The following is a 15074-nucleotide window of genomic DNA, read 5'->3' on the forward strand; positions in this document are numbered from 1 at the left end:
TCGTGCCCGCCTCGCGTGACGCACCGCCGACCAGGGGCAAATGGCGCTATCTGCCGACGCGCCGTCTCGACGGCTGTTGTGTGTCATGTCGGGGCTACTTCCCGGATGACACAACAAGATCCGCGCTCATCGCATGCCTGAAATGGCCGGGTTCATTGCAAAACACAATGTAGTGTCCCTGCTTGAGGGTGAAGCGGGCGACTACTGTCGCCCGCGGATCAAGATCCTCAACGCCCTGCAATCCGTTCAGTTTCCCTTCTTCGATCTGCGCTGTCTTCGGGTCATACGGTATCGTTGAGTCGGAGCCAGACCACGGTAAGATCATGAACTCATGCTTCAGCGCATGAGACTGGTTTACGATCCTGAACTCCACCGGGCCCGCCTGAACCTCCGCGGGTTTTATCGTCAGCGACATTTTCCCGTCGTGACCGTCAGAAAGCTTGACCGTAACTGGAGCAGGCTCGCTGGCGATAGCAACTGTTGGCGCAAGGCACGAGACTAGCGCTAGAGACGCAAAAGTTCTAACAACATATTCAGAAAACATTGTTCGCCTCTCCTGAATGATGTCATGGGCGAAACGCGAAAGCTCCCGTTGCCCGAATTGACACCGGAAGATTTTCTCCTCCGACGTCATCGTTCGCACGTAAATGAACGGCAGTTCTTGAATACCATTTCATGAGGATAATGCGTATTTCTTAAGGAAAACTTATCTCCACCGCGGGTCGCTGCTGCTACGTAATTTGAAGAGGACATCCGACATAGAACGACAATCAGAGGATATCAAAGCATTCAATATGTGCTCGAACATATCGATAACGGAGGTCGATTTAACCATCCGTTAAGAATGTTCTCCTATGCTATTCGTACTGGTTGATCGCAAGGTTGCTTTCGCCAGCGACTGATCCCGGGAGGTTATAGATCATGAAGTCCCTGATTCTCGCAACTACAATCGTCGCGTCGTTTGTGCTACCGCATATATCATTTGCACAATCATCAAATCAGCCTGTTACCCGCGCCCAGATTCATGCGGACCTGGTTCAACTTGAACACGCTGGATACAAACCATCGAAGGCACACTATCCAGATGACATTCTGGCGGCAGAAAAACGCATAGCCAACGAACAGCAGGCGCGTGCGCCTGGTCAGACTAGCGTCGGTGGCGTTTCCGGTAGCATGTCGCAGTCTGGTTCTCACGTCTCGCCAGGCAGCTGGAACGCAATGTACGGTCGCCACTGAACGCTCGCCCCCAAGCCAGCGTGACAACAATCACCTAGACGATGTTTCTTCGAAGAGAGCGCGCCGCTCTTGCGGGGCGCTTCCCTTTATTACGCCTCGATGGTGCAGTTCATTACCCACGTCAACAAATTCAAGCGACCGTTTGCTTGTCGGACGACCGAAGGAGGCATCGAAGAACACCTGATTACCGTGCAGTTTCTTGACCAGGATCGCGATCAAATAAGACGATGACTATCGGTTCGCAAGAGGTTCGTGGAACCTGCATTGCGCTATGGCGCGTTCACGTGCCGTTGCACCGGTTTCATCGAAGCTATCAACGGCTTGTTTCCGGCGACCAGGCGCAAGCCCCGTGCTTACACGCGCTGCAATAGCATGCGGACGCTGAGAAACTCTACTTCGCCGCTTTCAATTCGGATGCCCGCCAAGGAACGTTACCCACCGCATTTTCAAAAGAGCTAATCTCCATCCCTTGCCGGCACAAACGCACCCCATTGAGCACCCGACGACGAATCCCACACGGTACTACGTGGCTCCTGCTTCTATCACTTCGCACCTGGCTGTCCCAGTCAGCTTGCGCCCGCCATCTCGTTCCTGACGCACTCTCTGACCATCGAACGATAGATCGGGGCCGCCAGTCTTCGTTGAAAATACTCGACAATAGTATCTGAAGCGTTCCGTCTTATCCGCACACCGATCGAAGCGCCGTCGAACAGCGACTGTGCCTTGAGCTGGATCACATCCCCAACCCGCCCCTGCCGCACGTGACGTGCGCTCGCATGCCACCTCCCGGCGATGCATCCTGTGACCTCCGACACGGCTTGTACAGTCTTACCTGTATAGGTGGGGGCCAGGGAAAACAGGGCATCATGGCGTGAACAGGCAATCAAGGCCGCGCACATGAACGCAACAAAAGTGGCTTGAGAAAGATTCAATTATCAACCCGTGGCACATGCGTGCATGTGTGGACGCGAAGTACCCGACACCGGAAGGGGCAACCACGCGTTGCAAAACCGCATGACTATTATGCCCTACATGTCCGCAATGAATGTACACCCGAAGACCCGACGTATCTTCCAGGGAAAAGCATCATCGCCATTTGGGTGTGGTTGCCTCTGCGGGCTTCGCGACCCATTGTCACAGACTGGATGGTATTCGCACGGGACCGGATTGTTGCTAGTGCTGCGAGGGGACACTGACGATGTGCCGACGCCGCAGCCAGCAGCGAAGTTGCACGAGATACGGCTAATCGTCTTGCACGTCTCCTCCAGCCGATATGAGAAGGCTCCTCAAGAACGTCATATCCCTGACATCATTCGGGACTATTTTCGGGCGACCTTTTTTCACAACCCGTTGGAGCAAGAATGAGACTGATCCCAACCGCAATTGCCAGCCTGACCGTGGCCCTCTTCGCTGTAACTGCACACGCCACCGATATCACCGGTGCCGGCAGCACTTTCGCTGCCCCAATCTACATGAAGTGGGCCGACGCTTTCCAAAAGTCTGGTGGCGGAAAGGTGAACTATCAGGGAATCGGCTCCTCGGGTGGCATCAAGCAGATCGTTGCCAAGACTGTCGATTTCGCGGGTTCGGACGCACCGCTGAAAGATGACGAACTGGCAAAGGACGGCTTGTTCCAGTTTCCCACAGTTGTGGGTGGCGTGGTCCCCGTGGTTAACATTCCGGGGATCAAACCGGGCGATTTGACGCTCTCTGGCGAGGTACTGGCCAACATTTACCTCGGCAAAATCAAGAAATGGAATGACCCTGCAATCGCGGCCCTGAATTCAAACGTCAAGCTGCCTGACACCGATATCACGGTTGTTCGCCGCGCAGACGGTTCAGGTACCAGCTTTATCTGGACACATTACCTGTCGCAGGTTAGCCCCGACTGGAAGAGCAAGGTCGGCGAGGGCACGACGGTAAGCTGGCCGACGGGAACCGGTGGCAAGGGCAACGACGGGGTCGCAGCCTTCGTTCAGCGCATCCCGGGTGCGGTTGGATATGTCGAATGGGCGTACGTAAAACAGAACCATATGGTCTATACCGCGATGAAAAACTCAACGGGGGCCGTTGTACAACCCATGACTGAAACGTTCAAGGCAGCCGCTGCCGGGGCTGACTGGTCCAAGTCGTTCTATCAGATCCTGACCAATGAACCCGGTAAGGACGCGTGGCCTGCCGTCGGCGCTACATTCGTTCTTCTGCATGTGACCCAGGACAAACCCGAGCAAGGCAAGGAGACGCTGAAATTTTTCGACTGGGCGTTCAAGAACGGCGAACAGGCAGCCCAGGATCTGGACTACATCTCCCTGCCGAAATCTGTTGTAACGGAGATCCGTACACAGTGGATGTCAAAGGTGAAGGATAGCGCAGGCAAGCCTGTCGCAAACGGGAACTAAAGCGGACCGACTTTCCTTGTGGCGCGCTCCGCCGGGAGCGCGCGATACGAAACGGCGACATCCGTCAATCTATTGACCGCCCGATAACGATATCTGGAACAGGAACTCGGCGGTATGACGACGCTCTCCATCGAACGTCCTTGCAGTGTTCGCGGGATGATGCCCGCAAAAGTGTTCGCTGCAGCAAAGACTTAACGCACAATTGCATCCTGTCTCAAGTTCTGCTGCTTAATGTCATGGCCATTCGGCACATGTGTGCGCATAGCCGACGGCAAGACATAGGAGCCTGACGCGCGGGATTAGCGTTTCACGCAGTACCTATGTTGTCGAAAACTCGATTCTCTCTCGCACGCCGGATAGGTAGCCGACGCCCTCATATCAACGGCATTTTGCGGGAGCCCTGCCAGAACCAGAAGCCAATCCCAGGGATTATCGCGGTTGCCCGCCGCCGCGCGGGCCCTGTATTCTCGCTTGTTGAGTCCCCATATGAGGGTGTCATCTGGTGGTTAAAGGCAGACCCCGCGACGACGCAGGTAATGAACGAGACCTGGCGGGAGAATGAATTGAGTCCAAAGATGGTCATTGTGTTGAAGGCGCTGGCGTGTCTCTGCAGCCTCCTGGTTCTTGCATATGGGACGTTGGGACTCGCGACGCATAGTCATCTGCATCTAATTTACATCCTGACTACCGTGCTCGGAATCGCCTCTGGAATGCACTTCACCAGCAAAACCCGGTTCGAAAAATAAGAAGGCAGCGAAGTCCGAGCGCGAAGTCCGAGCGTCTCCTGCTGCAATAGCGGTCCTCGCGTTTACACCAATCCCCGGTTTAAGTCCCACTTAAGTTTCCACTCTTAGAGTGCTTCACATCTTGCTTCCCGCGGCGAAGCAAGACATTCAAGTCCGAGAATTTCGCGCTTTGACGCAGTTCGTCATCTCGCCGCATCTTCGTTTGTTCCATAGCAATAGGGGTTGTCGTCGCTATCGACGCGGCGAGGGCTCACTCGAACGCTGGTTTCGAAACGGTAACGTTTCTCGCAGTGGTGGCGTCGACTCTTGTTGTCACGGCCAAAGGGTCGACCGTTCAGGACCCGGCTCACGGTCGCCGGGTCCTTCTTTTTCAACCAGTCGAGAGTCCACCGCGCGGAGATGTCATGTAGAGACGCAAGGCACGTGGCGAAAAAAAGGCCGCATTACGCGGCCGAAGTCATACAGGTATGGGAAGCCAACATATCTCACCAGACTTAAACGAAACTTAAAAAACGTGGAATCTGCGTCAACGCCCCCGTCGTCGTCCCTAATCTCGACGTCAACGAACGGTTTCGTTTCTTCACAGCCCGAGCCGGACATGCCACGAACTCCATCACCCACGGATTTATGTCTGTTCGCTAATGCTGGTAGTCCAGATCGGCACGACGGTTTTGTGCCCACGAGGCTTCATCGTGACCGGTCGCGACGGGTTTCTCCTTTCCAAAGCTGATTGCCTCCATCTGCCGGTCAGGCACGCCAAACAGGACGAGTTCCCGTCGAACCGCCTCAGAACGCTTCTGCCCTAACGCGAGGTTGTACTCACTGGAGCCCCGCTCATCGGCGTTGCCCTCAATGCGAATGTGACGCTGGGAATGTTCTTTAAGGTATTGCGCATGCACTCTCAGAAGTGATTCGTATTCCGGCTTGACCGAGTAATCGTCGAAATCGAAATAGATGCTGCGTTTGGCAAGCGGACTGTTCGGGTCATTGAGGGGATCGACACTGACCTGTGACACTGCAGTGGGATTTGTTCGCACGCCCGTCCCGCCGGTGGCGCCGGCAGCACCCTCATCAAGCTTGACACCTGAGTGACATGCGCCGAGTGCGCCATACAGCAGAAGCACAAGCGCCGTCCGGAAAATCCTCTTCATTTTTTCCTTCTCCTTCAGTTCGCGCGATCGGTCCTTGCCACAGCGGATTGTCCATTTAGGAATGCATCATTTCGCACCGCCATCCCCGTTTAGATAGAAACCGTTACCTCGCAAATGCCGGAGCCGTCCAACGGAACCATGGAAAGGAAGGTACTGCCAATCTGGATAGCTCTCGGAAACATGTAACAGGGAAGACAGACCACTTGACGACGGAGGCTGGTCAGCAATACTGACCGATATGTCATCAGTGACGGGGGTTTGATTTGTATCCGTGGGGTTGAGCATGCATATCTGCAAGAGGTCGTCGCCCGAATACGCAGATGCAAGCGGACTGAAGCATGCTATCGGGAGAACGACGACGACAATTCGCAGACCTTGACCCATGACCAGACTCCACAAATGGTAGCGCTGCTCAATGACCAAACATCCGTGCGACGAGCCCGAGCACGCCCAACGCGATGAACAGTGCGCCCGTCACGACTGGCAGCACGAGGATGACAACCCACACGGTCCTGACGGTTCCCGACTGAAGGCGCATGGACGGCCTAAGCGGAAGTCGGGCATGTGCCACCGGGGCAGCCACCTCAAAATTGCCCGGGTTCGCATTCCACGGTCGTTGCGCTGAATATTGCATACCCACGTGTTGGTGACTTCGCTGCTTCATCGGTAACTCACAATGGTCCGGTCCTCACCCAATGCCGCCAGGCATAAGCAGCTACTGGGTTACGGAGTTTGCTACAGACAATCACCCGCCGTCATTTCTAACCGGCTTCAACGCCCACGAAGGCCGGAAGACCATTGTGCAGGACGAGCAAGGCGACATGATTGCCCGAATGATCGAGTTGCTGACGCAGTTGTGTCGCATTTGACACAGGCGTGTTATTGACGCGCGAGATAATATCCCCTCTCCGAATACCTGCGAGCGCCGAAGGACCTTCACTCCCTTCGACCCGGACACCATCAGACACGCCAGCCTTTTGTCTTTCTTCCGCCGTCAGGCTCCGGACAGTTAGTCCGAATTTCGTCCGCCGCGCATCGCCCGGCCCTGACGCCAGCAGTGTCGTGTGCAGGCTTCCCAAAACAGCATCAACGCTGTGTGTGGCATGGTTTCGCCAGTACTCGATGCTGCCCCTGGAACCAGGACGGAGCTCCGCGACAGACATCGGCAAGCGCCGCGAGTCGGTGATGGCCATATCGTTAATTCGCAGGATAATATCGCCGGCGCGTAGTCCCGCCCTGGCAGCGGGTCCGTCACTATCAACAGAACTGACAAGCGCGCCGGCGGGTCTATCCAGTCCGAACGAGTGTGCGAGAGGTACAGTGAGTTCCTGAAAGGTCAGCCCGAGATGACCGTGTTCAACTTTTCCGTAAAGCTGCAATTGCCGCGCAATTCTCATTGCAGCATCAATGGGAATGGCAAACGAGAGCCCTCCAAACGTCTGATGAACAAGCGCGTCGATGCCGATGACTTCGCCATTCAGATTGAAGAGCGGACCACCCGATTCGCCAGCATTTAGTGTGAGATCCGTCTGAATTAACGGAATATAGGTTTCGTCTGGGAGCAGTCTTTCCTTGCTGCTGACGATCCCGGCTTTCACCGTATTCTCAAATCCATATGGAGACCCGATAGAGACGACCCACTGACCAGTCCTGGTATCGGACGGCTTGCCGATTCTCACAGCTGGCAGACCATGTGCATCGATTTTTAGCAGCGCGACATCACTTGGACTGTCGATTCCAACGACGCGCGCCTTGAACTCGCGATGGTCGGTCATCTTCACCCGCAACTGCGTCGCACCAGCCACCACCTGCGCGCCCGTCAGAACATAGCCATCCGGGCTGATAATGAATCCCGAGCCCAGAGTACCGGCGGGGAGGGCACCGCCTGACTGGCCTGGTGAAAATTGTCTGAAGAACTGGATGAACGGGTCGTGCTCGGCTGATGCAGGGGGCCAAAGCGGTGTCAGGCTTGCGACATGCGTGCCGGGGACCGCGCTGATGTTTACGATGGCGCCCCCATTCTGCTCGACGAGACCTGCGAAGTCGTCGACAACCGTCGTCGGCGCAGAATACCTGCCAGGCGTGGACACGGTGGGGGCCGCGATATCTGGCACGCGAGCCTCCTGGGTTGAGCGCGACACGCACCCCATCAACAATACTGCCGCCAAACAGGCCGCGAGCCATGTGCGCACGACATTCCCGGCTTGCATCGCATCTCCAGGCAACTCCGCAATCGTCCGTGTGGTACGGGTTTCGATTGAGGCTACGCGTCAACAATGCGTAGTCTGCAGGCTAGGTCAACAAACTTAAGCGATTCTTAAAAGTGACGGCCCAGGAATGGGGGCGTTGGGATTTCACGCCGTAGCACCCGTAACGGTGGTATGGCTTTCACCAGACAGACCGCAAGCAGTTCGCGACATTTACGCTCGCGGAGCGCGGCTTGGGTGCGTGGGCTATCCGCGTTCCGTCCTGAATGTTGGCTCCTGAAATGACGGCTTATACCCCGCCACGTCACACGTCATCGTCTTCCTCGCGTTCGCCCTTTCCTCTGTCGCTTGCGAGAAACTGCGTCAAGCCCATGCTGAGTGCCATGACAGCCAGCATTGCCAGGAAGTACCACCCCCACGAGAAGCTGGTTTCCATGATGGGAAACTCCGTGCCGATCTGCGGCTCAAAGGCTTTAGACACTCTCCTTTGGACATTTTAGTACGCGCGTCGCGCCAGTTCTTTTGCGTTCGCCACGCTGCGCGATCCGGTCTACCCCGTGGAGGAACCATGCATCCGAAAGTCTCCGACGCCACCCGGGTAGCTGCGCTCCTGATTAGCATCGGCGTTCTGGCCTATGGCATATATGGACTCGTATCACATGATCGAATTCATGCCATCTACGTGGTCATGCTCGCAATTGCTACCGTTGGTCTCGTGCTGTTCGAGCGCTGTCTGCCACCCGATTCGTGAGATGTGCGGCATGCTCGCCTCCTCGAGTTCAGTTTCGATGGCACGCTCCGGACTCGTTCAGACTGGCTACCGTCCAGGGCGTCCCTTCAAGCGCTGGCGCGACTCCCTCCCCTTGCACGGCTTCATTCTCGTTTATACCGATGCCCGATTTAAGTCTGCCTTAAGTCTCGCTTCATAGGCTGCATCAGGCTCGACGGCGAAGGGCCTTTTCGGTGCTATCGCCCTATTGCAATCGGCACAGCTTCAGGCTTCAAGGCATTGACAGCGTTCGACACAAAGCAAGCCTGCAGAGCACGAAACATACTGGCTGGCTTGACCACAGAAGGGATTAAACGAGGCGGGGGTGCCGACCATTGACGTATATCGTGCGTCGGTGCATTGGACCCGGGAAGTAACGGGTCCATTTTTTCGGCGTGTGTTCGCTGCGAACATGCGTGCTGGCTTTCAAGGAGCCACGAATGCATGACATGGATGCCGCAAAGGCTCGATGCCATATCGCTATTCGCGTGGTCGTACGGCGCTTCGTCTCTTAACCGCGGTTGATTCACCTGTCGGCGTCAAATGAAAAGGCTCCTTAGTCACCATGAGATTGCCATGCTGCTTGTCGTGCTCAGTTCGGCGGGACAATTTGTTCCAGCCGACCCCGACCTCCTGAGCCTTCAGCAGGAGCGTCTCATAGAAATAGACGCCGTGAGTTCTGACGGAGCCGGGTTTCGCGTAACACCCGCCGGAATTGAACTGATAGGGCGTCTCGGGCTAAGGAAAGCCCCGACCTAGCCGCGTTGAAATGCTTGCCCATTGCCTCGCCATGTCGCCGCCATTGCCCTGACCATTATCGAAGCATTCTTCCGGCCGATTCGCCGAACCATCGCGTTATCGATCAGCAAGTGCCGGTCGCGCCAGCCATTCGCGCCCCTTGAGCATGCCGTCCCAGTAGAGCGGCGGCAGGATCCGCTCCTTGAGAAACCAGGCAAGACGTGACGGTCGTGTACCGTCGAGCAGCCACGCAGGAAAGCTGGGCGCGACCTTGCCGCCATAAAGAAACTCGGCGAGAACCACCTTGCCGCGCTCGACCGTGAGGGGACACGAACCATAGCCGTCATAAGTCGCCAATCCGTCGACGCGACCAAGACTCGCCAGCACGTTATGGGCGACGACAGGCGCCTGTTTGCGCGCGGCTGCCGCCGTCTTGGCATTCGTTGTGCTGGTGGCATCGCCCAGCGCATAGATGTGTTCGTACCGCTTGTGACGCAACGTGCCGGGGTCGACATCGATCCAGCCGGCAACGTCGGCAAGCGGACTTGCGCGAACAAAGTCCGGAGCCGTCTGCGCCGGCACCACATGAATCATGTCAAAGTCAGTTTCGACCGTTTCCCTGCTGCCGTCAGGCAACGCGCGTTCGAATACGGCGCGCCGGCGAGGACCATCGATGCTCTTCAATGTATGGCCAAAACGCAGGTCAATGCCGTACGCTTCCACATACTCCATCAGTGCCGGTACGTAGTCAGGCACGCCAAACAGCGCCGCGCCCGCGTTGAAGAACTGCACCTGCGTATTGTGCAGGGTACCGTTTCTGCGCCACGTATCGCACGAGAGATACATGGCCTTCTGCGGGGCGCCGGCGCACTTGATCGGCATCGGCGGCTGCGTAAACAGTGCCTTGCCACCGCGCAGCGTCTTGACCAGTTCCGCCGTATACGGCGCGAGGTCGAAACGGTAGTTCGACGTCACGCCGTTTCGCCCCAGTGTCTCGACGAGGCCCTCGACACCGTGCCAGTCAACCCTGATGCCCGGGCAAACGACGAGCCGCTGATAGCGCACTCTCCGGCACCCCTCAAGCACCACCGCATGACTGTCTGGTTCGAATCCCACCACCGCGGCCTTGAGCCAGCGTACGCCGCGCGGCACACGCGATGCCATCGTCCGCGCGGTGTCCGCCGCATCGAATACTCCCGCTCCCACGAGCGTCCAGCCGGGCTGATAGTAGTGCACGTCGGCGGGATCGATGATCGCGATATCCAGTGAAGGATCGCGGGCACGCAGGCTCGAGGCCGCAGCAATACCGGCTGCGCCGCCACCGACAATCACCACCGTATGTCCGGTCTCCACCACGTCTAACGGTGCTTTCCCCGCATTGGCAATACGCCGCACCACCGCTTCGAGATCGTATCCCGCGTTCGCTGTGGTGCGCTCGATTTCTGCAACGCTCAGCTTGTCCGCTTGTGACAGCGCCCACAACGTCGCAGACCGCGTGCCCGTGCGGCAATAAGCCAGCACCGGCTTCGGTAGTTCCGCGCAAAGCGCGGTGAACGCAGCCGCCTGTTCGTCCGAGCCCTGCCCCGGCACCACGGGCTGATGAACTGCCTTCAGGCCGGCGGCCTTTGCCGCCCGCGCGATTTCCTCGAAGTTAGGCTGGTCCGGTCCCTCACCGTCAGGCCGATGACACACGATCGACCTGAAACCCAGCTTAAGCAGGGACGCTACGTCAGCGACGGTAATCTGGGGTGAGACAGAGAGATCTGGAGTGAGGGAACGCACAATCATGGCCTGCCTCCTGAAACAGTTAAACGTCAAACAGTGGACCGGGACGCGCCCTCACCTGCCGGACGCGCACGTGACCCGTGTTACGTCAGACAGCATTCAAAGGGATCTTGAGATACCGCACTCCGTTAGCCTCTGGCGGCGGAAACTCACCGGCGCGGACATTGACCTGCACCGCGGGCAGGATCAGCGTGGGCATCGCGAGCGTCGCATCGCGTGCCTGACGCATGCCGACGAACTGCTCTTCGCTTACGCCGTCATGCACGTGGATGTTGCGTTCCCGCTGCGCGCGCACCGTCGTTTCCCAAGCCGGTTCGCGTCCTTCGGGTGGATAGTCGTGGCACATGAAAAGTCGCGTATCGGCCGGCAGGTTCAGCAGCTTGCGTATAGACCGATACAGTTCATGCGCATCACCGCCGGGAAAGTCGCACCGCGCGGTGCCAACGTCGGGCATGAAAAGCGTGTCCCCGACAAACACGGCGTCCCCGATCTGGTACGCCATGTCGGCCGGCGTGTGCCCAGGCACATGCATCGCCGTGCCCGTCAGTCCTCCGATGGCGAACCGCTCGCCGTCCTCGAAAAGGTGGTCGAATTGCGAGCCGTCCAGACGGAACGCCGGCTCGAGGTTAAAGAGCGTCTTGAACACACCCTGCACGCGTCGGATATGCTGGCCGATCGCGATGCGACCACCCAGTTCCCGCTTGAGATACGCGGCAGCAGAAAGATGGTCGGCGTGTGCATGTGTCTCCAGGATCCATTCGACGCGCAGCGCATGCTCACGCACGAAAGCGATCACCTTGTCGGCACTGGCTGTCGACGTCCTCCCAGCCTTGGGATCGTAGTCCAGCACCGGGTCGATGATGGCGCACCCGGCATGGCTCTCTGCAAACACCACGTAAGTCACGGTCCAGGTTGCGGGGTCAAAGAAAGGATGAATGGTCGGGCGCATGGCTATCTCCTGGAATGAAATCATTCTATTCACATACAATCTATTTTGCAATATACTATATTGACATAGATTGAACATCGCCCATGAAAAAACCTCGTCTGACCATCGATCTCGCCACGATGCAGGCCGGCGCCACGAATGCGTGCGCCCTGCTGAAAGTGCTCGCCAATCCTGACCGCCTGCTGCTGATGTGCCAGCTTTCCCAAGGCGAGATGTCGGTCGGTGAGCTCGAGGAACAACTTGGCATCCGTCAGCCCACGCTGTCGCAGCAACTGGGCGTATTGCGGGAAAACGACCTCGTCGCCACTCGCAGGGAAGGCAAGAACATCTTTTATTCGGTGGCGAGTCCACAGGCGCTCGCCGTGATGGCCGTACTTTATGAACAGTTCTGCCCGAAGCCGTAAGGAGGTTCATCATGCTGGTCGATCTTGAACATTTCACACCGGGCCTCTCGCTGACAGGCGGACTCGTGATCGGTGCTGCGGCTGCCGTGCTGATACTGTTCAACGGGCGCGTCGCAGGAATCAGCGGCATCTTCGGTGGCCTGCTGGGCTGGCCGCGCGATGACGTCAACTGGCGCCTCGCTTTTCTGGCGGGGCTCGTGGGCGCACCGGCCATCGCGGGACTGCTGGGCAAGCCTGCACAGGCGGAGATCGAGGCGAGCTGGGGCGCGATCCTTGCGGCCGGGTTTCTTGTCGGCATGGGCACCCGTTATGCCAGCGGCTGCACCAGCGGCCACGGCGTATGTGGTCTCTCCCGAGGGTCCGTGCGCTCGCTCGTCGCTACCGCAACCTTCATGGTCGCGGGATTTCTCACTGTCTTCGTACAACGTCACCTGATCGGAGGCTGATTTGGCAGCCCTCAAGAGAATGTTCATCGCGCCAGTTACCGCATTGCTCGCCGGCCTTCTTTTTGGGGTTGGCCTGATGGTGTCAGGCATGGCAAATCCGGCGAAGGTGCTGGGTTTCCTCGATCTGGCCGGCCGGTGGGACCCATCACTCGCCTTTGTGATGGCGGGCGCCATTGCGGTGGGCTCACTTGCATTTTTCGCAGCCAGACGTCGTGACAGGTCATACCTTGGGTTGCCGGTGCAACTTCCCATCAGCACGGCCATTACGCCGAGACTCGTTCTGGGTAGCGCCGCCTTTGGTATCGGCTGGGGTCTCGCCGGTTTCTGCCCAGGTCCCGCGCTCGTTGCGCTGGGTGCGGGCTACCCCAAGGCTGTCGGTTTCGTGGCGGCAATGGTCGCCGGCATGGCCGTCTTCGAACTGATCGAGCGGACGAAAGCCACGACGCAGCGCGCGTGAGTGCGGCCTGCGCCGACCGCCAAGGCTCGCAGTTGAATAAACAGAGGTTGTCAGATGGAACACGTGATTGCCAGCAGCGCCGCACTCGGTCTTGTCGTCGGCCTCATCCTCGCGCTCACGGGAGCAGGCGGTGCCATCCTTGCAGTGCCCTTGCTGCTGTTTGTGCTGCATCTGGACATCGCCGAGGCCGCGCCCATCGCCCTGTTGGCCGTAGGCATCTCCGCCGCGCTTGGCGCATTGATGGGGCTGCAGGCGCGCATCGTCCGCTACCGCGCCGCAGCGCTGATGGCACTGACAGGTACGGTGTTCTCGCCCGTCGGCCTGTGGCTTGCCCATCGACTGCCGAACGGACCGCTCACACTCGTCTTTGCCGGCGTACTGGCGTACGTCGCGCTCCGGATGTTCCGGCAGGCTGCCGTCGGCACGCCTGACGAAATTCGCAGCGATTCGGCTTTACAACCATGTCAGCTCAATAGCGGGACTGGCCGTTTCGTGTGGACGGCCGCCTGCACGCGCGCACTCGCCCTTGCGGGTATCGGCGCGGGCCTTTTGTCCGGCCTGCTCGGCGTGGGCGGAGGCTTCGTCATTGTCCCCGCGCTGAGGAAAGCCACCAATGCGCCGGTGCCGGCAATCATGGCGACATCGCTCGCGGTCATCACACTTGTGTCCGCTTCCGGCGTCATCTCGACGGCGATCTCAGGCCACATGAACTGGCCAGTGGGCGTGCCGTTCGCTGCAGGCGCCCTGAGCGGCATGCTGGCTGGGCGGCTCGTTGCCAGCCGGTTGAGCGCTAACAGGCTGCAACAGGGCTTCGCGCTCGTCGCTGCTCTCATTGCAGTCGGCATGGTCGCCAAGGTCGCCATGTCCGTTTGAGTTCTCCGATCAGAATCTCACCGGTACTTTTGGACTTTCCTTAACGGCATCACTCGAACCTGCCACGCGTCGGCAGATGCGTTTCAATGCACACGGCCCATGGGCCAACGCCCCCTCCATCCCCATCAGGTTTTCATTAAAGACATCCCCGATGCGGGCTCTTCCTTCGTCAACGCAGCGCAACGCAAAGCGCCCTGCGTTGATGTGTATCAAAACAGACTGGTCCCCAGCGCATAGGCTCGATCTGTCTGGCCATGGTTCCCGCGTGCGGGAACGTGAATGCATCGAAGCGAAGGAGAGACGAATGCGTATTCAAGTATGGAGCAAGAGCCTCATTGTGCTTGCAATCGGAATCTCGTGGGCATGCACTGTCTCAGCACAAGGCGCGTCCCAGACCACTCCTCCACAATCGGACAGAGGAGGCTGGGGATGCGGGGGCGGACCTGGCATGATAGGCGGCGCCGGACCGGGTGGCGGAATGATGGGATACGGCATGGGCCCAGGGATGATGCGTGGATTCGGGATGGGTTCAGGCATGGGTTTCAACGCATGGACCGGAACCCTCGACCTGACCGATGCACAGCGTGTGAAGATCAACCAGATCCAGGACGACACACGCAAAACTCACTGGACCTTGATGGGCAACATGCTGGACCAGCAAGCCCGCCTGAGGGATCTGTATGAAGCCCCCAAACGTGACTCCGCTGAAATCACGAAAACCTACAAAGCCATCGACGCGATCCGGCAAAAGATGTTCGACTCGTCGATCGATGCGCGCAAGCGGATCGAAGCTCTCCTGACGGCGCAGCAACAGGAAAAGCTGCGCAGTTACAGGAGCCAGCAGCAGGAACTGCAATGGTAAGCAGGTATTCACCTGACGTAAGCGCGGCCTGTTGGCTACGCGCCGCGCGAAA

15 protein-coding genes are annotated in these 15074 nt (G+C 58.2%); 8 read left to right on the forward strand and 7 right to left on the reverse strand.

Going from position 1 to position 15074, the window contains the following annotated elements:
• Window positions 1-94 precede the first annotated feature (94 nt).
• The gene (locus tag H1204_RS45840) at window positions 95-544 is read right to left on the reverse strand and encodes a hypothetical protein (RefSeq protein ID WP_180735550.1); all 450 of its coding nucleotides are present in this window, start codon (window positions 542-544) and stop codon (window positions 95-97) included.
• A 377-nt stretch (window positions 545-921) separates the two neighbouring features.
• Here H1204_RS45840 and H1204_RS45845 point away from each other — a divergent pair, with 377 nt between their 5' ends.
• Window positions 922-1236 (forward strand): DUF4148 domain-containing protein, encoded by a 315-nt coding sequence (locus tag H1204_RS45845; RefSeq protein ID WP_180735551.1) that lies wholly within the window; start codon window positions 922-924, stop codon window positions 1234-1236.
• A gap of 566 nt (window positions 1237-1802) precedes the next feature.
• Here the strand turns inward: H1204_RS45845 and H1204_RS45850 are convergent.
• Complete coding sequence (locus H1204_RS45850; protein ID WP_180735552.1) at window positions 1803-2168, reverse strand: hypothetical protein; 366 nt, start codon at window positions 2166-2168, stop codon at window positions 1803-1805.
• Between the two features lie 429 nt (window positions 2169-2597).
• Between H1204_RS45850 and pstS the strand changes: the two genes are divergently transcribed.
• Window positions 2598-3635, forward strand: a complete 1038-nt coding sequence (gene pstS / locus H1204_RS45855) for a phosphate ABC transporter substrate-binding protein PstS (RefSeq protein ID WP_180735553.1) — start codon at window positions 2598-2600, stop codon at window positions 3633-3635.
• A 1384-nt stretch (window positions 3636-5019) separates the two neighbouring features.
• Here the strand turns inward: pstS and pal are convergent.
• The 3 genes from pal to H1204_RS45870 all read right to left on the reverse strand — a co-directional run bounded on the left by pal (window position 5020) and on the right by H1204_RS45870 (window position 8220).
• Window positions 5020-5532 carry a peptidoglycan-associated lipoprotein Pal gene (pal, locus tag H1204_RS45860; protein WP_180735554.1) on the reverse strand — a complete coding sequence of 171 codons (513 nt, stop codon included), beginning with the start codon at window positions 5530-5532 and terminating at the stop codon, window positions 5020-5022.
• Window positions 5533-6293: 761 nt separating this feature from the next.
• Window positions 6294-7742 carry a trypsin-like peptidase domain-containing protein gene (locus H1204_RS45865; RefSeq protein WP_180735555.1) on the reverse strand — a complete coding sequence of 483 codons (1449 nt, stop codon included), beginning with the start codon at window positions 7740-7742 and terminating at the stop codon, window positions 6294-6296.
• A gap of 301 nt (window positions 7743-8043) precedes the next feature.
• Window positions 8044-8220 carry a hypothetical protein gene (locus H1204_RS45870; protein WP_180735556.1) on the reverse strand — a complete coding sequence of 59 codons (177 nt, stop codon included), beginning with the start codon at window positions 8218-8220 and terminating at the stop codon, window positions 8044-8046.
• An 87-nt stretch (window positions 8221-8307) separates the two neighbouring features.
• On the opposite strand from H1204_RS45870, the gene H1204_RS45875 reads away from it, so the two are divergent.
• Entirely contained in the window at window positions 8308-8490 is a 183-nt protein-coding gene (locus tag H1204_RS45875) for a hypothetical protein (RefSeq protein ID WP_180735557.1), read from the forward strand.
• Window positions 8491-9363: 873 nt separating this feature from the next.
• Here the strand turns inward: H1204_RS45875 and H1204_RS45880 are convergent.
• Window positions 9364-11034 carry a bifunctional protein tyrosine phosphatase family protein/NAD(P)/FAD-dependent oxidoreductase gene (locus H1204_RS45880; protein WP_180735558.1) on the reverse strand — a complete coding sequence of 557 codons (1671 nt, stop codon included), beginning with the start codon at window positions 11032-11034 and terminating at the stop codon, window positions 9364-9366.
• A gap of 85 nt (window positions 11035-11119) precedes the next feature.
• Window positions 11120-11980 carry an MBL fold metallo-hydrolase gene (locus tag H1204_RS45885; protein ID WP_180735559.1) on the reverse strand — a complete coding sequence of 287 codons (861 nt, stop codon included), beginning with the start codon at window positions 11978-11980 and terminating at the stop codon, window positions 11120-11122.
• An 83-nt stretch (window positions 11981-12063) separates the two neighbouring features.
• On the opposite strand from H1204_RS45885, the gene H1204_RS45890 reads away from it, so the two are divergent.
• From H1204_RS45890 to H1204_RS45910, 5 genes are all read left to right on the forward strand, one after another.
• Window positions 12064-12384, forward strand: a complete 321-nt coding sequence (locus tag H1204_RS45890) for a metalloregulator ArsR/SmtB family transcription factor (RefSeq protein WP_180735560.1) — start codon at window positions 12064-12066, stop codon at window positions 12382-12384.
• An 11-nt stretch (window positions 12385-12395) separates the two neighbouring features.
• The gene (locus H1204_RS45895; RefSeq protein WP_180735561.1) at window positions 12396-12830 is read left to right on the forward strand and encodes a YeeE/YedE family protein; all 435 of its coding nucleotides are present in this window, start codon (window positions 12396-12398) and stop codon (window positions 12828-12830) included.
• A gap of 19 nt (window positions 12831-12849) precedes the next feature.
• Entirely contained in the window at window positions 12850-13287 is a 438-nt protein-coding gene (locus H1204_RS45900) for a YeeE/YedE family protein (protein WP_180736343.1), read from the forward strand.
• A 54-nt stretch (window positions 13288-13341) separates the two neighbouring features.
• On the forward strand, window positions 13342-14160 hold the full coding sequence (locus H1204_RS45905; protein WP_180735562.1) for a sulfite exporter TauE/SafE family protein: 819 nt from the start codon (window positions 13342-13344) through the stop codon (window positions 14158-14160).
• Between the two features lie 304 nt (window positions 14161-14464).
• Window positions 14465-15022 carry a Spy/CpxP family protein refolding chaperone gene (locus H1204_RS45910; RefSeq protein ID WP_180735563.1) on the forward strand — a complete coding sequence of 186 codons (558 nt, stop codon included), beginning with the start codon at window positions 14465-14467 and terminating at the stop codon, window positions 15020-15022.
• Window positions 15023-15074 lie beyond the last annotated feature (52 nt).

The sequence above is a fragment of the Paraburkholderia sp. PGU19 genome (genome assembly GCF_013426915.1).
In the GTDB taxonomy this organism is placed as follows: domain Bacteria; phylum Pseudomonadota; class Gammaproteobacteria; order Burkholderiales; family Burkholderiaceae; genus Paraburkholderia.